Origin of the sequence: Bifidobacterium asteroides (genome assembly GCF_009683175.1) — a bacterium.
In the GTDB taxonomy this organism is placed as follows: Bacteria; Actinomycetota; Actinomycetes; order Actinomycetales; family Bifidobacteriaceae; genus Bombiscardovia; species Bombiscardovia asteroides_H.
Genome location: NZ_WKKW01000001.1, coordinates 48254 through 66471, shown reverse-complemented (window position 1 = coordinate 66471; position 18218 = coordinate 48254). Strand labels below are relative to the sequence as shown.

The following is an 18218-nucleotide window of genomic DNA, read 5'->3' as shown; positions in this document are numbered from 1 at the left end:
GGTGCATATGTCGTTAACCATAGGAATCGTCGGGCTGCCCAACGTCGGCAAGTCCACACTCTTCAACGCCCTCACCCGCAACAACGTTCTGGCGGAGAACTACCCCTTCGCCACCATCGAGCCCAACACCGGCATCGTGCCCCTGCCCGACGACCGGCTGCCCGTTCTGGCCAAGCTGGTCCACACGGACAAGATCGTGCCCGCCACGGTCACCTTTGTGGACATCGCCGGCATTGTCAAGGGGGCCTCGGAGGGGGAGGGGCTGGGCAACCAGTTCCTGGCCAACATCCGCGAGGCCGACGCCATCTGCGAGGTGGTCCGCGCCTTCAATGACGACGACATCGTCCACGTCAACGGCAAGGTGGATCCGGCCGACGACATCGACACCATCAACACCGAGCTGATCCTGGCCGACATGCAGACCATCGACAAGGCCCTGCCCAAGCTGGAGAAGGACCAGCGCGGCGGCAAGATCAAGCCCGCCTATCTGGATACCGTCCGCAAGGCCAAGGAGATTCTGGGCCAGGGGCGGACCATCGACCAGGCGGCCCAGGCCGGGGACATCGACAAGGACGAGCTCTACGACCTGCATCTGATGACCGCCAAGCCCTTCATCTACGTCTTCAACGTGGACGACGACGAGCTGCAGAACGAGGACTTGAAGAAGCAGCTGGCCGACTCCGTGGCTCCCGCGCCCGCCATCTTCCTCAACGCCCAGTTCGAGTCCGAGCTGACCGAGCTGGATGAAGCCGACGCCCGCGAGATGCTGACCGATGCTGGGCTCAAGGAGTCCGGCCTGGACCAGCTGGCCCGGGTGGGCTTCGACATTCTTGGCCTGCAGACCTTCCTGACCGCCGGGGTCAAGGAGGTGCGCGCCTGGCAGATCCACAAGGGCTGGACCGCCCCACAGGCCGCTGGCGTAATCCACACCGACTTCGAAAAGGGCTTCATCAAGGCCGAGGTGGTCTCCTACGACGACTTCGTGGCCGCCGACGGCTCCTACGCCAAGGTGCGCGAGGAGGGCAAGATGCGCCTTGAGGGCAAGGACTACGTCATGCAGGACGGCGACATCGTGGAGTTCAAGACCGGCATTCCCTCCGGTTCCAAGAAGTGAGCGCCAAGCCAGGGTTCGCCATTCGTCGGGGTCGTGGGCTGCCGCTGATCTTTGTGCATGGGTCAGGTGTGGACCACCACATCTTCGACGACCTGGACCCCGTCTTCGAGCGGGTGGGCGGCTTCGAGCGGATCTACCTGGATCAGCCCGGCTTCGGCCGCACGCCGCCCGACCCGTCCATTCTCGACCTGGACGGTCTGGCCCGGTGGCTGGATGACCAGGTGGATATTTTCAGCGGCGGCGGCCCCTTCGCCCTGGTGGGCAACTCCCTGGGCGGGCTGCTCAGCCGCCATGCCGCCGCCGGTCGACTGGACCGCTGCCGGGGGATGGCCCTGCTCTCCTCGGTGGTCGACCCGGTGACCGCCCACAGGCGCCTGCCCCCGCGTCAGGTGCTGGTCCGGGACGACCAGGGCCTGGCCGACGTGGACGAGTTCACCAGGCATGCCTACCGGCAGATGGCCGTGGTGGAGTCCCGGGAGCATCTTGAGGCCTACCAGCGCACCATCATGCCCGGCGTTCGTTCGGCCGACGCCGATACGGTGGCGCGAATGGAGGGGCACTACCAGCTGGATATGGACTTCGACCAGGTCTGGTCCGGATTTATAGCCCCTGTGCTCTTTGTCTGCGGACGCCAGGATGACCGTGTGGGCTACCTGGACCAGTTCGACCTGGCCTGCCGCTTCCCCCGGGCTTCCTACTCGGTGCTGGATCGGGCCGGCCACAATGTGCAGATCGAGCAGACCGCCCTGGTTTGCGACCTGCTGGAGGACTGGGCCAGGCAGGTGCTGAAAGGCTGAGTCTCTCCCGGTTTCGTCTGCCATTACAATGAACTGTGCATACAGGTTCGTTCAATGGCGACGAAGGGGAAGGACATGGCTGTCTGGGGATTGGATAGCAAACGCCTTAAGCGGCGCGCGCTTGCCATGCTCCGTTGGCTGATGGACCCTGTCCGCCGCACGCCTGTGGTAGTGACAAGCGCCCTGCTGACACTGCTGCTGACAGTCCTGATCGTCAACCTGATCCAGCCGGTGGATGCGGCCCGTGCGGAACGAACCACAGCTGCGGGCGCTTCGAGCACATCCACCGTTTCGGTCAGACGATTCCCCAAGGCACATCATCCCAGTAAATCTGCCTCCTCCTCATCGGCCACAAAGAATCAGACAAAGCAGCAGAAGCCAGACCCTGCTGCTACTTCCGCTCATCCTGTCGATTGGCTCAAGCCTTCCCAGCAGGTTGATTACCCGGATCCTGCAGCCCATCCTGGCCTATCCTTGGAGGTCAGCCTTCAGGACCAGCGGGTCTATGTGCGCGATGGGTCTGAGTTGCTCTACACCATGTACGCCTCAACGGGCATGGATGACTCCACGCCCAGGGGCAGCTTCCGCATCCAGAACGAGCGCGGCGACCACTTCTACAACCCCAGGGAGGGGATGGGTGCCCGCTACTACACCAGCTTTCTGAACCACGGGGTCTTCCTCTTCCATTCGGTTCCCACCGATTCCAAGGGCGGCTACATCAAGGAGGAGGCCGATATGCTGGGTATCCGCCCTGGCTCCCACGGCTGCATCCGGCTGACGGTGCCCGACGCTCGATGGATCATGCAGTCCGTGCCCACTGGCACACCCGTCCTGGTCAAGTGAATTCCTCTCGTAAGTCGCAATAACCTCGTCCAAAATGTGACCATTCGCGGTCGTGCCTGCTCTCGGTTTTCTAACTTTGCCCTACCACAGAGAGAACTATCGAGAGGAAGTGGTCAGGAATCATGCAAAAGGTGCAGCGGTTCAGTGACTGGTTGACTAAGTGGTTCATCCTGGTGGTCCTAGCGTGGGCCGCCATTAACTTCTTTGTCCCGCAGATTAGCATTTGGGCCCGTAGCTACACCAACTACTTCCTGAGCATTATTCTCTTCGGCATGGGGCTGACCCTGAGCCTGGACGATTTCAAGCGAATCCTCAAGATGCCGCTTATGGTCATCGTCGGCACCGTGGCCCACTACCTGATCATGCCCCTGCTGGCCGTGCTGCTCTGCCGCATCTTCCGGCTGGACGGCATGATCGCCGTGGGAGTCATCCTGGTGGGCTGCTGCCCTTCGGGGACCTCCTCCAACGTCATGTCCTACCTGTCGCGCGGCGACGTGGCCCTGGACGTGTCCATAGGCCTGCTTTCCACCCTGTGCGCGCCCTTCATGATCCCCATGCTGATGAACCTGCTGGCCAGCCAGTATGTGGCCATCCCCACCAAGCAGCTCTTCCTGACCGCCCTTGAGGTGGTGCTGATCCCCATCGCCCTGGGCCTGGCCGTCCACGCCTTCTTCAAGGAGAAGGTGCAGAAGGTGACCGTGGCCCTGCCGGCGGTCTCGCAGATCGCCATCCTGATCATCATCGGCGTGGTGGTCTCCGTCAACCATGCCAAGCTCTTCACCGCCGCCACCGCCCTGGTCCTGCCGGTGGTCATGCTCCACAACCTGTGCGGGTACGGGCTGGGCTTCCTCTTCAGCCGGCTCATGTACCGCATCTACCCCAAGGGGTTCCGCTACGCCCAGCAGAAGGCCATCACCTTCGAGGTGGGCATGCAGGATTCCGGACTGGGCGCGACCCTGGCCCTGCAGGCCTTCGCCGCCGACCCGATCGTAGCCATCCCCTCCACCTTCTTCAGCGTCTGGCACAACATCTCCGGCTCGGTGCTGTCCGCCTGGTGGCGTCGGCATGACGACCGTCTGGGGATTGCCGCCGACTCGGCCCAGGGTCGTCCGGAACCGGCTCGCGCCTAGGTTCCGCAGCTCCTTGGTTGCTGGCTGGATCTGCTACTGGCCCGGTCCGGCCAGCAGGAAGCCCAGGGCCGTCAGCAGGTGCGGCAGGAGCATTGAGGCTGCCAGATAGCCAAGAGCCGCCAGATGCCGTCTCTGCCGGGTCAGGGCCAACACTTCGTTGACCGCTGTCGAGAAGGTGGAGAAGCCGCCCAGCAGTCCTGTGGCCAGCAGCAGCCGTCCCCAGGCGGGCAGTCCGTGGAAGGCGGCCAGGGCGGCCACCAGTCCTGCAGCAAATCCGGCCAGCAGGTTAATGATCATGGTCGACAGGGGCAGGTCCACCTGCCAGCGGGCCTTGACCAGGGTGTCCAACAGGTAGCGCAGTCCGGCACCCAGGCCGCCGCACAGGCAGATCAGCAATGTAAATGCAATGGTCATCGCACACCCGCCTGGATGTGTGCGGCCAGACGTGCTCCCAGCGCGGCCATGGCCCAGGAGACCATCAGGCCTCCGGCAAAGGAGATCAGCAGGTAGGCAAGGGTTGCCCGGACTTGACCGCCCGACAGGTCCTGGACCAGTTCCAGCGAGAGCGTGGACATGGTCGACAGCCCTCCGCACAGGCCCATACCCAGACCCTTGTTGGTCAGCTGCCTTCGGCGCGCGTGTGTGCTTTTGGGCAGCCCGGCCAGGAAGGCGGTCAGCAGGGCGTAGCCTGCGCAAGCGATCAGGTTGGCCAGGAGGGTTCCCGGATGCAGGGGGCCGCTCTGGCCCGGCAGCAGGCTCAGGGCGTACCGGCAGCCGGTGCCTAGTGTTCCGCCTAGCATCACCACCAGGGCCGTGGCCATATCAGGTCCGATAGGGGGTTTGGTCATTGAGATCTCGGTTCCCGACGGATCAGCGTCCACGGGGTCGGGCTGAATGGCATGCGCCTGCACCCGGCCCGCAGACGGGTCGTCGAATCATGGTGCAGGAACTATCAGCAGTTTGCGGTTCGGGGCTCAAGCCCCGGGCGGGTTCCATCGCCCGAGGCCCATTCTAGGGGTGTAAGAGGACCTCGACTGTTCACTCGGTGTGGTTTTCCGGGTCCAGGGTCAGCCGGTCGTCGTCGGCGTCGTAATCGAAGAGCTCGCCGTAGCGGCCCCAGGTGATGGCGGTGTCGAACTGCTGGACGGCCTCCTTGTCCGAGTGGTGGGCCCGCAGCAGGTCCAGGATCAGGGAGCCATGCAGGCTCTTGTCGTCGCTGTTCTTCAGGGCCCGGTCGATGATGCGGATCAGCGGAACGTGATCCATCAGCATGCGTGAGAACATCTCCTTGCTCTCCAGGATGTCCGCGTCGTGCCAGGCCCGGCCCTGGTCGGTCAGCCTGACGTGCCCGTTGTCCGCCTGGAAGATGCCCAGCATGAGCCCGGCGTCGATCAGGGGGAAGAGGTCGTCCACCTCGAAGGAGAGCTTGGCGGCCAGGTCGGCCAGGTCCATGCCGTTGGGCTGGTTGACCATGACATCGGCCAGACCGGCCAGGCCGCCGGGGGTGGCGTCGGGCAGGTTGCGCTCGGCGGTCTCCTCGTCCCGCACCGAATCCCGCACGGCCTGGCGGTTACGCACCTTGGTCTGCAGACGGCGGCGGATGTCCTCGCTGTCGCGCTGGCCGGTAAGGATGGAGTAGAGGTAGTCCACGCAGGACTGGAAGAGGTCGGACTGCTTGTCCCGAGGCCTGTCCAGGTTGATGGGCACGTCGGCGATGACCCGGCCGGGATGCGAGTCCAGGACCAGGACCCGGTCGGCCATCTCCACGGCCTCCTCGATGTTGTGGGTGACGATCAGGACCGACTTGACGCTGCCCGCCTCCTCGGACCAGACCTTGAGGACCTCCTGGCGAAGGTTCTCGGCAGTCAGCACGTCCAGGGCCGAGAAAGGCTCGTCCATGAAGAGGGCGTCCGGCTTGAGGACCAGGGCACGGGCGATGCCCACGCGCTGGCGCATGCCCCCGGAGAGCTCCTTGGGGTAGGCGCTTTCGAAGCCGTCCAGGCCGATGGCGTCGATGGCGGCCAGGGAAAGTTTCTCGCGCTCCTTCTTGGGCACGCCACGGGCCTGCAGGCCCAGCTCGACGTTGTCCTTGACGGTCAGCCAGGGCATCAGGGCGAAGCTCTGGAAGACCAGGGCCACGCCGGGGTTGGGCCCGTCCAGCTGCTTGCCCCGGTATTCGACGCTGCCTTTGCTTGCCGGGACCAGGCCGGCCAGGATGCGCAGCAGGGTGGACTTGCCGGCGCCGGAGCGGCCCAGGATGGCCACCACCTCGCCCTCGTGCAGGGTGAAGTCGATGTTGTCCAGGACGGTCAGCTCCGCGCCCTTGTCGGACTGGTAGGTCTTGGTCACGTGCTCGGCCGTGATGATCCCGTTGGAATTGATCTTGGTCATTGTCGAACCTCTCAGACTTCTCATGTCAGGGAATAGCGCCGTTGTGCCAGTGATTGCAGGGGAGACCAGAAGAACCGGTCGGCCAGGACCACGAAGATGCTCATGACGGCCACTCCCAGGATGATGCGGGGGGTGTCGCCGGTGGCGGTCACCTGGGCGATGTAGGCACCCAGGCCCCGGGCCGTCAGTTCGGTCTTCCCGTAGGAGACCACCTCGGAGACGATGGAGGCGTTCCAGGCCCCGCCGGCCGCTGTGATACCGCCGGTGCACCAGGAGCCGAACAGGGCCGGTAGGATCAGGGTCTTCCATCGTTGCCAGCGGTTCTGGCCCAGGCTGCGCGACATCTCCAGCAGGTCGTCGGGGATGGCCGAGGCCCCGGCGATGACGTTGAAGAGGATGTACCACTGGGTGCCCAGGGCCATGAGAAGGATGCTGCCCCAGTTGATGTCGATCCGCCAGATGATGAAGACCATGGTGACGAAGGGGAAGATGAAGTTGGCCGGGAAGGAGGCCAGGATCTGCACCAGGGGCTGCAGGTAGCGGGAGATGCGCGGATTCATGCCGATCAGGGCGCCGATGGGCACCCAGACGATGGTGCAGACCACCATCAGGATCAGCACCCGCAGGAAGGTCAGCAGGCCCAGCTGGAAGACGTGGCCGACCTCGCCCAGGCCCAGCGGGCGGATGACCAGGCGGTCCAGCTGCCAGAGACCCCACAGGCCGATCAGGGCCAGGCAGGCCCACCAGAGCAGGTCGCCTGTCCGCCTGCGTCCGCCGCCACGGCTCCAGCGCGCCCCGGTGCGGCCCAAGGGGCGGGTGATCCGGTCCAGCAGGTCGGCCAGGGGGTGGCCCACCAGGCCCAAGAGGTCCTTGACCCCGGACAAGCGGATGACCGTCAGCACCAGGCTGCGCCGGGGCTCGGTGGACTGGCTGCTGGTGTAGCGGAACTTCTCGGCCCAGGCGGTCAGCGGCTTCCAGAGCAGGAAGTCAATCAATAGGACCACCACAATCATGGTCAGGATGGCCAGGCCCACCTTGCCCAGGTCCTGCTCGGCGGTGGCCTCCTCCACGAAGGAGCCGATGCCGGGCAGGGCCAGGGTCCTGTTGTTGACCGAGATCATCTCGGAGGCGGTCAGGAAGAACCAGCCGCCGCCCATGCTCATCATGCAGTTCCAGAGCAGGGGGATCATGGAGTTGGGCACGTCCAGCTTCCAGAAGCGCTGCCAGCGGGTCAGGCGCATCAGCCTCACCGCCTCGTCCAGGTCGGCGGGCTCGCTGGTCAGGGAGTTATAGAAGGAGAAGGCCATGTTCCAGGCCTGGCTGGTGAAGATGGCAAAGATGGAGGCCGCCTCCACGCCCATGATGGACCCGGGGAAAAGGACCAGCCAGATGGAGATGGTGGCTGACAGGAAGCCCAGGACGGGCACCGACTGCAGAATGTCCAGCAGGGGGATGAGCACGGCGCCCAGGCGGCGGGAGCGCGCGGCGGCCAGCCCGTAGAGGAAGGCGAAGACCAGGGAGATGATCAGGGCCGTGAACATGCGGAAGAGGGAGCGAAGCGCGTAGTAGGGCAGATTGGCCGGGTCGGTGGAGACGTGCGAGGGTACCCCGGCCGGGCCGATGGGCGCGCCCAGGGCCGGCAGCAGATAGGCCAGGGCCCCCAGCAGGACCAGAGCGCCTATGGCTACGGCCAGACCCGTCCATATGCGGGTGGAGCGCGATGCCTGGCTGCGGTCGTCGTTCAGTGGCGAACGGAGCATTCCTGGCAGTGCGACAGTATTCACGATGGCCTCCCTCCAAGGTGCGGAACATCCCTGTCGGCAGCCTCGAAGACGGCGTGGCGATCGGCCATGAGCCGACCATTGTCATCGTTCAAGCTTCGGCTTCGCATGGTATTTGGCCCTGCATTAGTCCCTGCCTTGATCCGACGGGGACTGTTGACCTGCGCGGGGTGTCTCCACCACTTTGCGGCAGCATGCCTTGTCCATGCGGTAGCTTCACCTACCGACCACCCAATAACATAGATGGGCCCAGGAGCAGTGTCAAGCATTTGCCGAACCAGTGTTGCCGTCCTTGCCAGGGCTGACAATGACAAGGGTCTGCACGCAGTCGGTGCAGGCCTGAAATGGAATGTAAGGAGCGAATCCCCATGAAGATCGTGGCAGTCACGGCCAACCCCGAACCCAAGAGCCTGACCGATGCGGCGGGCAATGCCCTGCTGGACGGGGCGGCCGAGGGCGGGGCTCGCACCGAGTTGATCGACCTTTGCGCCGAGGGGTTCAATCCCGTCTTCGGCATGGAGGACAGGACCCACTACCTGGGCCAGGGACCCATGCCCGAGGATGCCCAGGCCATGCAGGAGCGCATCAAGGATGCGGACGTGCTGGCCCTGGTCTTCCCGGTCTACTGGTACAGCATGCCGGCCATCATGAAGGGCTTCATCGACCGGGTCATCTGCCGGGGCTTCGCCTACCACGCTGACGGAACCCCGGGGGCCCTGGCCGGGCGCCGGGTGGAGCTGATCATGCTGACCGGCGGGGAAAAGGAATGGTACCAGTCCAGCGGCGTCGGTGAGGCCCTGGACAACCAGCTGCGCAGGCAGACCTTCCTCAAGTACTGCCAGGTCGCCCAGGTGGAGACCATCTATGTGGACAAGCTGGACTCTGGCAACGACGAGCAGCAGGCGCGGGAGGCCGCCGACCGGCACCTGGTGGCCCTGGCCTTGAAGGGGCGTCAGCTGGCTGCAGGGACCGAGCCCGGAGCAGGCCAGGACGCTCAGTGACGCTCAACATCGGGTTCGTCTTCGATGACACCCTGGATGTGTTTGACGGGGTTCAGCAGCACATTCTGACCCTGGGACGGGAGCTGGGCAGGCGGGGCCATAGGGTCCAGTACCTGGTCGGGCAGACCGCCCATCCGCCGGTTGACGGGGTTCACTCCCTATCCCGTAACGTCATGGTCTCCTTCAACGGCAACAGGATGCGCATACCGCTGCCTGCGCCCAAGGCGCCCATCCGCCGGGTCCTGGAGGCCGGGCACTTCGACCTGCTGCATGTTCAGGCACCCTACAGCCCCTTCCTGGCCGGGCGGGTCATCCGGGCCGCAGATCCGGCAACGGCCCTGGTGGCCACCTACCACATCGCCCCCACGGGAAGCCTGCAGCTCTTGGGCGGCCGGTTGCTGGGGATGATCAACCGCAGGACCCATAGGCGCATCGACAGGGTCATCGCGGTCTCGCCTGTGGCGGCCGGCTATGCCCGGCGGACTGCCGGTGCGCCCAGCAGGGTGGTGGCCAATCCCGTGGATGTGGCTGCCCTGCGCCGGGCCCGACAGGCCGCCGGAGACCAGGAGGTGGCGCGTCTGCACGGCCAGGGGCCGCATCTGGTCTTTCTGGGACGGTTCGTGGCCCGCAAAGGGGCTGGGATCCTGCTTTCGGCCCTCCAGGCGGGGGAGCGGGACGGCATTCTGCCTGAGGGCCTGCATGTGACCATGGCCGGCAAGGGCCCGCTGCTGGAGGACTGCCGTCGGAAGGCCGCTGTCCTGCGCACCCCGGTGGCCTTCCCCGGCTTTGTGGACGAGAAGGACAAGCCCGCCCTGCTGGCCTCCTCAGACCTGACCGTCTTTCCCTCCACCGGGGGTGAGTCCTTCGGCATCGTCCTGCTGGAGGCCATCGCCTCGGGCACGGCGCCGGTGCTGGCGGGGGACAATCCCGGTTACCGGTCCACCCTGATGGGCGATGAGCGGGCTCTGGTGCCCGTCGACTCGCCCAACACCCCCGAACTGCTGTCCCGGCGAGTTGCCCAGGCTCTGGGGGACGCTTCCTGGAGGCGGAAGGTGCGCCATGACCAGATTGCGCTCCTGGACCGCTACGACGTGACCACGGTGGCCGATCAGGTGGAGGAGGTCTACCGGCAAGCCATTCAAGACCGCCGTCTCATGTAGGCTAGGTACATGTCATTCTTTGATTTCTTCGGTTCCATGTTCGACCCTATGGGCGGTCCAGACGGACCAGGCCGGCGTCGCAATGAAGACGACCCGGTCATCCTGCACGTGCAAACCGATGGGGAGGGTTCCGGCCAGGAGGGCGGCGGTACGCCTCGCTTCCGCTTTTCCGGACCAGGTGACCCCCGGCTGACTTCCCGCAGGAAGGGCAATGACGGGCCTTCCCGGGGCTCGAGGATCCTGGCCGTGGTTGTGGCCGTCGTCCTGGTCGTCTTCCTGCTCCTGTTCGCGCTCAGCCGCTTCATCACTGATGTCATGTGGTTCTCCCAGCTGGGAGCCGCGCAGATCGTCTGGACCCAGCTGGGCATCAAGGTGGGTCTATGGCTGGCCTACGCCCTGCTGCTGGCCGCGGTGACCCTGCTCTCGGCCGTACTGGCCATCCGTAGCCGTCCCGATTCGCCCGACGGGTCCACCATCAGGGTCAAGGGTGATCTGATCGAGGTCGGCAAGGGGGTCTCCTCAAGCAGGGCGCTCAAGGTGGCCGTGGTGGTCTCCCTGATCGTCGGTGTCTTCTTCGGCTTCCAGTTCAACGCCGACTGGAAGCAGGTGCTCCTGCTCTTCAATGCCCAGTCCTTCGGGGTGCGTGACCCCCAGTTCGGCCTGGACAACGGCTTCTACGTCTTCATCCTGCCCGGCCTGCAGCTGCTGGTCTCCTCCCTGCTGATGATGCTGCTGGCGGCCACGGTCTTCAGTCTGGTCACCAACTTCCTCATGGGCGGCATTCGGCTGACTATGCCCGTGCATGGACGCGGCATTCTGGAGATGACCCGTCCCGCCCGTCGCCAGGTGGCCGTCTGGCTGGTCCTGTTCATGCTGGTCTGGGCTGGCGACACCGCCCTGGGCGTCTTCGGCAGGCTGACCGAGGAGGGCGATCGGATCACCGGCGCCTCCTACACCTCGGTCAAGGCGGCCATCCCCGTCACCCTGATCATGTCCGTGGTCATGGCCCTGCTGGGCATCATCCTGGCCGTATGGATTCTGTGCTCACATACCCTGGAACCCGGCCGTGTCCATGCAGGGTCGCTGGGTTCGGCCGTCAAGCAGTGGCGGGTGCCCGTCCTGGCCGTGGCCGTCACCATCGTCCTGTCCCTGCTGCTGACCGTCTTCTGGCCGGCACTGGTCCAGCGCTTCCGGGTCAACCCCAACGCCCAGGAGATGGAGTCCGCCTACATCCAGCGCAACATTGCGGCCACCACCAAGGCCTATGGGCTGGACAAGCTCAAGACCGAGGCCTATGACGCCACCACCGAGGTCCAGTCGGGCGCCCTCTCCCGTGATGCGGAGACCACCGCACAGATTCGTCTGCTGGACCCCCAGGTGGTTTCCCCCACCTTCCGCCAGCTGCAGCAGTCCAAGCAGTACTACACCTTCGAGGACACCCTGGCCGTCGACAAGTACGACATCGACGGAGTCAGTCAGGATACGGTCATCGGCGCTCGCGAGCTGGACCTGGAGGGCAACGACAACCGCAACTGGGTCAATGACCACACGGTCTTCACCCACGGCTACGGCATCGTGGCCGCCTATGGCAACAAGGTCACCCCTGACGGGCAGCCCGAGTTCTTCGAGCAGGACATCCCCACCAAGGGCAAGCTGACCGACAGCCAGCACTACGAGCCGCGAATCTACTTCTCGCCCAACGCGCCCGAGTACTCCATCGTCGGCGCGCCACAGGGTTCATCGGGCTGGGAATTCGACTATCCCACCGGTTCCAAGGGAGCCACCAACACCTTCAAGGGCAACGGCGGCCCCTCGGTGGGCAACTTCCTGGCCCGGGTCCTCTACGCCATCCGCTTCGGATCCGACCAGATCCTCTTCTCGGACCGCGTCACCCCCGACTCACAGATCCTCTACAACCGCTCACCCAAGGAGCGCGTGGCCCAGATCGCCCCCTATCTGACCCTGGACGGGCGCGTCTACCCGGCTGTGGTGGACGGCAGGGTCAAGTGGATCGTCGACGGCTACACCACCTCCGATGCCTACCCCTACTCCCAGAAGGTGGACCTGGGTCCCATCACCCAGGACACGACCACCCTGAGTTCCGAGGCCGTCAAGGGTCTGGGCTCCCAGAAGGCCAACTACATCCGCAACTCCGTCAAGGCCACGGTCGATGCCTACGACGGCTCGGTGGATCTGTATGCCTGGGATGCCAAGGATCCGGTGCTCAAGGCCTGGCAGAAGGTCTTCCCCGGCCAGTTCAAGCCGCTCTCGTCCATCTCGGGCGACCTGATGAGCCATATGCGCTACCCGGAGAGCCTGTTCAAGGTGCAGCGCCAGCTCCTTTCCCAGTACCACGTCAACTCGGCCAGCCAGTTCTTCTCCGGCGAGGACTTCTGGCAGACCCCTGTGGATCCGACCGGGAGCAGCAAGGAGCAGACAGCGGGGATCAAGCAGCCTCCCTACTATCTGACCCTGCAGACCCCGGGGACCGACAGGCCCGCCTTCTCACTGACCTCCACCTTCATCCCCGCCGGCACCTCCACCAGGGAGATCCTGACCGGATTCCTGTCCGTGGACTCCGACGCCGGATCGACCAAGGGGGTGATAGGACCGGACTACGGGACCATCCGGCTGATGGAGCTGCCCAAGAATTCCAATGTGCCCGGCCCTGGGCAGGCCCAGAACAACTTCAATTCGGATGCTGCGGTCTCCACCGAGCTCAACCTGCTCCAGTCCGGGTCCACCAAGGTCAAACGCGGCAACCTGCTGACCCTGCCGATAGGCGGCGGACTGATCTACATCCAGCCGGTCTACGTGCAGTCCAGCGGCGCCACCAGCTTCCCTCTGCTCAAGCGGGTTTTGGTGGCCTTCGGAGACAAGGTCTCCTCCTCGGCGACGCTGGATGCGGCCCTTGACAAGACCTTCCAGGGCAACTCGGGCGCATCGGCAGGTGATGCCGACAATACCGGACGCACCAATTCCGATAAGGCCCCTGATTCCGATAAGGCTCCGGATAAGACCGCCGGGTCCGGCGGGGCGTCGGCGACAGGAGGGCAGGCCCTGAAACAGGCCCTGGACAAGGCCAACCAGGCCATGAGCGACGGCGATGCCGCCCTGAAGAAGGGCGACTTCAGCGCTTACGGCGAGGCGCAGAACCGCCTGCGCGAAGCCCTCAAGGAGGCCTCCGACCAGGAGGGCGGCAACAAGTGAGCGCCACCCCGCGCATCCGGCTCTGCCGTCGCGGGGACCTGGAGGCGGTCACCGCCATCTACAACCAGGCGGTCATGGACGGTGGTTCCACAGCGGATACGGCCCCGGTCAGCCTGGACCAGCGCCTGCAGTGGTGGCTGGGCCACGAGCCGGACCAGGGCCATCCGGTCCTGGTCCTGGAGCAGGAGGGCAAGGTGCTGGCCTTCGGCTCCCTGTCGGCCTACTACGACCGGCCCGGCTACCAGGAGACCTGCGAGCTGGGCTACTACGTGGACCGCGACAGCCGTGGCCGGGGCCTGGGGGCCCTGATGGTCCATTCCCTGCTGGAGTGCGCCCAGCAGGAGGGCATGCGTCTGACCGTGGCCATCATCTTCGATGACAACTCGGCCTCCAAGGCCCTGCTGCAGCGGTTCGGGTTCAACCGCTTCGGCCTCCTGCCCCAGGCCGCCTGGGACAGGTTCGTCCTGCATGACGTCTCCTACTGGAGTCTGTCCCTTGAGCGTAAAGGGGTCGGGGAGCCTGTGTAGAATCTCACCGTCCCGTTCGAGAGCAGGAGGTATCACCTACATGGCATCCGATTTCTGGCTGATAGCCGGACTGGGCAACCCGGGTGACGAGTATGAGGGCACCAGGCACAACATGGGCTTCATGTGCGCCGATCTGCTGGCCGAACGATGGTCGGTCAACCTGCGCGACCACAAGGGTCTGGCCCAACTGGGCCGTGGCACCCTGGACCTTGACGGACGGCGCATACCCTTCTTCCTGGCCAAGCCGCTGACCTTCATGAACGACTCCGGCGACGCCCTGGCCTCCATTTGCTCCTACTACCACATACCCGTTGGCCGGGTCGTGGTCATCCATGACGACATGGACCTGGAGTTCGGCCGGATCAAGGTCAAGGCCGGCGGGTCCTCGGGCGGGCACAACGGCATCCGTTCCATCGACCGCTCCCTGGGCAGCAACGCCTACGCCCGGGTCCGCATGGGCGTGGGGCATGCCCGGAGGGGAACGGATGCCCACCGCCGCACTGTGGACTGGGTCCTGGGCACCTTTGTCGGCGATCAGCGCAAACGCCTGCCTGAGTTCCTGGCCGACGGTGCGGATGCCGCAGAAACCGTGATCACCAAGGGCCTCAGCCAGGCTCAGGAGCAGTTCAATGGTCGATGAGCATACCCAGAAGGCGGAGCCCCAGGAATCGCTGAACGGGTCCCTGCGTCCCCTCCTGGACGACTTGAAGGCGGATGCTGCCTTTACCGGATTGGTCCAAGGAGACTCCCAGCCTGCTGCCGACACCGACACCTCCCTCATGGTCCAGGCTCCCCAGGGCATCAGGCCAGCCCTGGCGGCCGCAGCAGCCGGACGTGCCCCGGTGGTTCTGGTCGTCCCCTCCGAGCGTGACGCCCAGGAGACGACCGGTGCCATCCGCTCCTGGTATGAGGGCGACCCGGATGATGTGGCTCTGCTGCGCTCCTGGGAGACCCTGCCACACGAGCGGCTCTCGCCCCGGGCAGACACCGTGGCCTCCCGGATGGCCGTCTTCAGGCGCCTGGCCCATCCGGTCCAGGACGACCCTGACTTCGGACCCATCCGCATCCTGGTCATGCCTGTGCGCTCCCTGCTGCAGCCGGTTGTCAAAGGCCTGCAGGATGTGGAGCCCCTGGTCTTCCTGCGCGGCCAGGAGCTGCCCCTGGATCAGGCAGTCCAAGCCCTGGTCCGCAATGCCTACACCCGGGTGGACCTGGTCATGGAGCGCGGCCAGTTCGCCGTCAGAGGCGGTATCCTGGATGTCTTCGTCCCCACCATGGCCCACCCGGTGCGCATCGAGTTCTTCGGCGACGAGGTGGACACCATCCGCAGCTTCCACGCCTCCGACCAGCGCACCTACGGCCCCGACCTGGATCGGATCTGGGCGCCGCCCTGCCGCGAGCTGCAGCTGACCGACCAGGTCCGGGCCCGCGCCCGCTCCCTGATCGGGAGCATCCCCAACGCCGACGACATGCTGGAGTCCATCGCCCAGGCCATTCCGGTGGAGGGCATGGAATCCCTTCTGCCTGCCCTGGTCGACGACCTGGTGCCGGTGGGGTCCATGCTGCCCGAGGGCGCTCTGATTCTGCTGTCGGAACCGCAGCTTCTGGCCCGGTCCGCCCAGGACCTGGTCAAGACCGCCAACGAGTTCCTGGCCGCCAGCTGGCATGTGGCCGCCTCAGGACAGGGCTCGGGCGCGCCCATCAGCTTCGACAGGGCCAGCTTCCTGGACTACGACGAGGTCATCTCATCCCTGGAGTACCGCAAGGGGGAGGTCTGGAAGCTGACCGACCTGTCGGTGGACCCGGACCGGGAGGGGGCCGAGCGTCTGGATGCCCTGGCTCCGGACCAGTACCGCGGCGACGAGGATCGGGCCGCTTCGGGCATCGCCTCCCTGCTGGAGCGCGGCGACCGGGTTGTGGTGACCGCTCCGGCCCAGGGGACGCTGAGCCGTCTGCGCCGGGCCGTACAGACCACTGGCGTTGTCGGGGTGGAGTACCACCGCTCCCTGGCCGTGGACGGCTTCGTGGACCAGTCCGCCCATCTGGCCCTGCTGACCGAACGTGACCTGACCGGCCGTACCAGCGTGGCCGCCGGAAGCAAGACCTCCAACCGTCGGCGCAAGGCCATCGACCTGGACGAGCTCAAGCCCGGCGACTACGTGGTCCACGACCAGCACGGCATCGGCCGCTTCCTGGGCATGCGTCAGCGCAGCGTGGGCGTGGGCCCCAGCAAGGGCAGCCGGGAGTATTTGGTCCTGGAGTACGCCCCTTCCAAGCGCAACGCCCCACCGGACAAGCTCTTCGTACCGGCCGACCAACTGGACCAGGTCAGCCGATACATCGGCGCCGAGATCCCCAGGCTCAACAAGCTGGGCGGATCCGACTGGTCGGCCACCAAGGCCAAGGCCCGCAAGCACGTCCACAAGATCGCCCAGGGCCTGGTCAAGCTCTACTCGGCCCGGCAGCGCACCAAGGGCTTCGCCTTCAGCCCGGACACCCCCTGGCAGAAGGAGCTGGAGGACGCCTTCCCCTACCAGGAGACCCCCGACCAGCTGACCGCCATCGACGAAGTCAAGGCTGATATGGAGAAGCCGGTGCCCATGGACCGTTTGATCTGCGGGGACGTGGGCTTCGGTAAGACCGAAATAGCCATCCGTGCCGCCTTCAAGGCCGTTCAGGACGGCAAGCAGGTGGTGGTCCTGGTACCCACGACCCTGCTGGTCCAGCAGCACTACCAGACCTTCACCGAGCGCTTCGAGGGCTTCCCGGTGGATGTGGCCGCCATGAGCCGCTTCCAGACCGCCAAGGAGAACCAGGCCACCATGGAGGGCCTGGCCAGCGGGGCCGTGGATGTGGTCATCGGCACCCATAAGCTGCTCAACCCGCGCATCCGCTTCAAGGATCTGGGCCTGATGATCGTGGACGAGGAGCAGCGCTTCGGCGTGGAGGCCAAGGAGACCCTCAAGGCCATGCGGACCAACGTGGACGTCCTGTCCCTGTCGGCCACGCCCATTCCACGCACCCTGGAGATGGCGGTGACCGGCATCCGGGAGATGTCCACCCTGGCCACGCCCCCCGAGGACCGCCTGCCTGTGCTGACCTATGTGGGCGCCTACGAGGACGCCCAGGTGACTGCGGCCATTCGCCGCGAGCTCCTGCGCGGGGGGCAGATCTTCTACATCCACAACCGGGTGGAGGACATCGGCAAGGTCTCGGCCAAGGTGCAGACCCTGGTCCCCGAGGCCAAGGTGGGCGTGGCCCACGGCAAGATGGGGGAGAAGCAGCTGGACGGGGTCATCCGCGACTTCTGGCACCGGGACATCGATGTGCTGGTCTGCACGACCATCGTCGAGACCGGACTGGATATCCCCAACGCCAACACGCTGATCGTGGACCGGGCCGACCGCTTCGGGCTCTCCCAGCTCCACCAGCTGCGCGGCCGGGTGGGACGTGGCCGGGAGCGCGCCTACGCCTACTTCCTCTACGACCCCAGCAAGCCCATGACCCAGACCGCCCACGACAGGTTGGCCACCATCGCCCAGAACACGGCCCTGGGGTCCGGCTACGACGTGGCCATGAAGGACCTGGAGCTGCGCGGCACCGGCAACCTGCTGGGCGACGAGCAGTCCGGCCACATCGAGGGGGTCGGCTTCGACCTCTACGTGCGCATGGTCTCCGAGGCGGTGGAGGAGTACAAGGATCCCGGGCGGACCGAGCCGGTCACCGTCAGCATCGACCTGCCCCTGGAGGCCTCCATTCCAGTGGACTACATCGACTCGGACAAGCTGCGTCTGGAGGCCTACCGCAAGCTGGCCTCGGCCCGCAACGAGCAGGATCTGCGTGACCTGCACGAGGAGCTGACCGACCGCTACGGACGTCCGCCGGCCCAGTTCGACACCCTCTTCGCGGTGGCCAGGCTGCGGGCCAAGGCTCGCTCACTGGGCATTGCGGAGATTGCCTCCCAGGGCTCCAGGGTGCGGATCAGGCCCGTAACCATGCCCGACTCCCTCCAGGCTCGAATCGCCCGCATCTACAAGGGCAGCCAGTACCGCCCGGTGACGCAGACCCTGCTTATTCCGGCTCCCTTCGCGGGCTCCCTGGGTTCAGGCCCCATGGATTCGGCGGCCATGACTGCCTGGGTGGACACCCTGCTGGACGACCTGGCCTGGGGGCTGCCCAAGTCCTCCGACGATGGCACGCCAGCGGGTCCCTCGCCCGTCCAACAAAACTAGTATCCTGTAAGAGACATCACAACAACTTATTG

The 18218-nt window shown here is 65.5% G+C and carries 14 protein-coding genes and 2 riboswitches; of the genes, 10 read left to right on the top strand and 4 right to left on the bottom strand.

Going from position 1 to position 18218, the window contains the following annotated elements:
• The first annotated feature begins 7 nt into the window (after positions 1–7).
• From ychF to GKC41_RS00285, 4 genes are all read left to right on the top strand, one after another.
• Positions 8–1114: a redox-regulated ATPase YchF gene (gene ychF / locus GKC41_RS00300; protein WP_045924585.1), complete on the top strand. Its 1107-nt coding sequence runs from the start codon at positions 8–10 to the stop codon at positions 1112–1114.
• Positions 1111–1911, top strand: coding sequence for an alpha/beta fold hydrolase (locus GKC41_RS00295; protein ID WP_154312431.1), 801 nt, complete (start codon positions 1111–1113; stop codon positions 1909–1911). Before ychF ends, GKC41_RS00295 begins: the two co-directional genes overlap by 4 nt.
• Positions 1912–1965: 54 nt before the next feature.
• Complete coding sequence (locus GKC41_RS00290; protein WP_229281532.1) at positions 1966–2754, top strand: L,D-transpeptidase; 789 nt, start codon at positions 1966–1968, stop codon at positions 2752–2754.
• 122 nt (positions 2755–2876) lie between these two features.
• Positions 2877–3884 (top strand): bile acid:sodium symporter family protein, encoded by a 1008-nt coding sequence (locus tag GKC41_RS00285; protein WP_154312430.1) that lies wholly within the window; start codon positions 2877–2879, stop codon positions 3882–3884.
• Positions 3885–3917: 33 nt separating this feature from the next.
• Here GKC41_RS00285 and GKC41_RS00280 read toward each other — a convergent pair whose 3' ends face one another.
• The 4 genes from GKC41_RS00280 to GKC41_RS00265 all read right to left on the bottom strand — a co-directional run bounded on the left by GKC41_RS00280 (position 3918) and on the right by GKC41_RS00265 (position 8035).
• Complete coding sequence (locus tag GKC41_RS00280; RefSeq protein WP_154312429.1) at positions 3918–4298, bottom strand: fluoride efflux transporter FluC; 381 nt, start codon at positions 4296–4298, stop codon at positions 3918–3920.
• Positions 4295–4732: a FluC/FEX family fluoride channel gene (locus GKC41_RS00275; RefSeq protein ID WP_154312428.1), complete on the bottom strand. Its 438-nt coding sequence runs from the start codon at positions 4730–4732 to the stop codon at positions 4295–4297. The genes GKC41_RS00280 and GKC41_RS00275 overlap by 4 nt, the downstream gene beginning before the upstream one ends.
• 88 nt (positions 4733–4820) lie before the next feature.
• Positions 4821–4893, bottom strand: a riboswitch (Fluoride riboswitch).
• Positions 4894–4922: 29 nt separating this feature from the next.
• A complete protein-coding gene (locus GKC41_RS00270) occupies positions 4923–6275 on the bottom strand; it encodes a nitrate/sulfonate/bicarbonate ABC transporter ATP-binding protein (protein ID WP_154312427.1) in 1353 nt (450 codons plus the stop codon).
• Positions 6276–6295: 20 nt separating this feature from the next.
• Complete coding sequence (locus GKC41_RS00265) at positions 6296–8035, bottom strand: ABC transporter permease (protein WP_154313029.1); 1740 nt, start codon at positions 8033–8035, stop codon at positions 6296–6298.
• Between the two features lie 97 nt (positions 8036–8132).
• A riboswitch (M-box (ykoK) riboswitch) is annotated at positions 8133–8291 on the bottom strand.
• 133 nt (positions 8292–8424) lie between these two features.
• On the opposite strand from GKC41_RS00265, the gene GKC41_RS00260 reads away from it, so the two are divergent.
• The 6 genes from GKC41_RS00260 to mfd are packed head-to-tail and all read left to right on the top strand — an operon-like array spanning position 8425 to position 18186.
• Complete coding sequence (locus GKC41_RS00260; protein ID WP_045935486.1) at positions 8425–9057, top strand: NAD(P)H-dependent oxidoreductase; 633 nt, start codon at positions 8425–8427, stop codon at positions 9055–9057.
• Positions 9054–10217 carry a glycosyltransferase family 4 protein gene (locus tag GKC41_RS00255; protein ID WP_324611981.1) on the top strand — a complete coding sequence of 388 codons (1164 nt, stop codon included), beginning with the start codon at positions 9054–9056 and terminating at the stop codon, positions 10215–10217. Before GKC41_RS00260 ends, GKC41_RS00255 begins: the two co-directional genes overlap by 4 nt.
• A gap of 9 nt (positions 10218–10226) precedes the next feature.
• Positions 10227–13427 carry a UPF0182 family protein gene (locus GKC41_RS00250; protein WP_154312426.1) on the top strand — a complete coding sequence of 1067 codons (3201 nt, stop codon included), beginning with the start codon at positions 10227–10229 and terminating at the stop codon, positions 13425–13427.
• A complete protein-coding gene (locus GKC41_RS00245) occupies positions 13424–13954 on the top strand; it encodes a GNAT family N-acetyltransferase (protein WP_154312425.1) in 531 nt (176 codons plus the stop codon). The genes GKC41_RS00250 and GKC41_RS00245 overlap by 4 nt, the downstream gene beginning before the upstream one ends.
• A gap of 40 nt (positions 13955–13994) precedes the next feature.
• On the top strand, positions 13995–14594 hold the full coding sequence (gene pth / locus GKC41_RS00240; RefSeq protein WP_045935483.1) for an aminoacyl-tRNA hydrolase: 600 nt from the start codon (positions 13995–13997) through the stop codon (positions 14592–14594).
• Complete coding sequence (mfd, locus tag GKC41_RS00235; protein ID WP_154312424.1) at positions 14584–18186, top strand: transcription-repair coupling factor; 3603 nt, start codon at positions 14584–14586, stop codon at positions 18184–18186. Before pth ends, mfd begins: the two co-directional genes overlap by 11 nt.
• Positions 18187–18218: the final 32 nt, after the last annotated feature.

What these genes read in the sequence shown, in the direction of transcription:
- ychF (WP_045924585.1), top strand. Translation starts at nt 8, where the DNA reads ATGTCGTTAACCATAGGAATCGTCGGGCTGCCCAACGTCGGCAAGTCC.
- GKC41_RS00290 (WP_229281532.1), top strand. Translation starts at nt 1,966, where the DNA reads ATGGCGACGAAGGGGAAGGACATGGCTGTCTGGGGATTGGATAGCAAA.
- GKC41_RS00285 (WP_154312430.1), top strand. Translation starts at nt 2,877, where the DNA reads ATGCAAAAGGTGCAGCGGTTCAGTGACTGGTTGACTAAGTGGTTCATC.
- GKC41_RS00280 (WP_154312429.1), bottom strand. Translation starts at nt 4,298, where the DNA reads ATGACCATTGCATTTACATTGCTGATCTGCCTGTGCGGCGGCCTGGGT.
- GKC41_RS00275 (WP_154312428.1), bottom strand. Translation starts at nt 4,732, where the DNA reads ATGACCAAACCCCCTATCGGACCTGATATGGCCACGGCCCTGGTGGTG.
- GKC41_RS00270 (WP_154312427.1), bottom strand. Translation starts at nt 6,275, where the DNA reads ATGACCAAGATCAATTCCAACGGGATCATCACGGCCGAGCACGTGACC.
- GKC41_RS00265 (WP_154313029.1), bottom strand. Translation starts at nt 8,035, where the DNA reads ATGCTCCGTTCGCCACTGAACGACGACCGCAGCCAGGCATCGCGCTCC.
- GKC41_RS00260 (WP_045935486.1), top strand. Translation starts at nt 8,425, where the DNA reads ATGAAGATCGTGGCAGTCACGGCCAACCCCGAACCCAAGAGCCTGACC.
- GKC41_RS00250 (WP_154312426.1), top strand. Translation starts at nt 10,227, where the DNA reads ATGTCATTCTTTGATTTCTTCGGTTCCATGTTCGACCCTATGGGCGGT.
- pth (WP_045935483.1), top strand. Translation starts at nt 13,995, where the DNA reads ATGGCATCCGATTTCTGGCTGATAGCCGGACTGGGCAACCCGGGTGAC.
- mfd (WP_154312424.1), top strand. Translation starts at nt 14,584, where the DNA reads ATGGTCGATGAGCATACCCAGAAGGCGGAGCCCCAGGAATCGCTGAAC.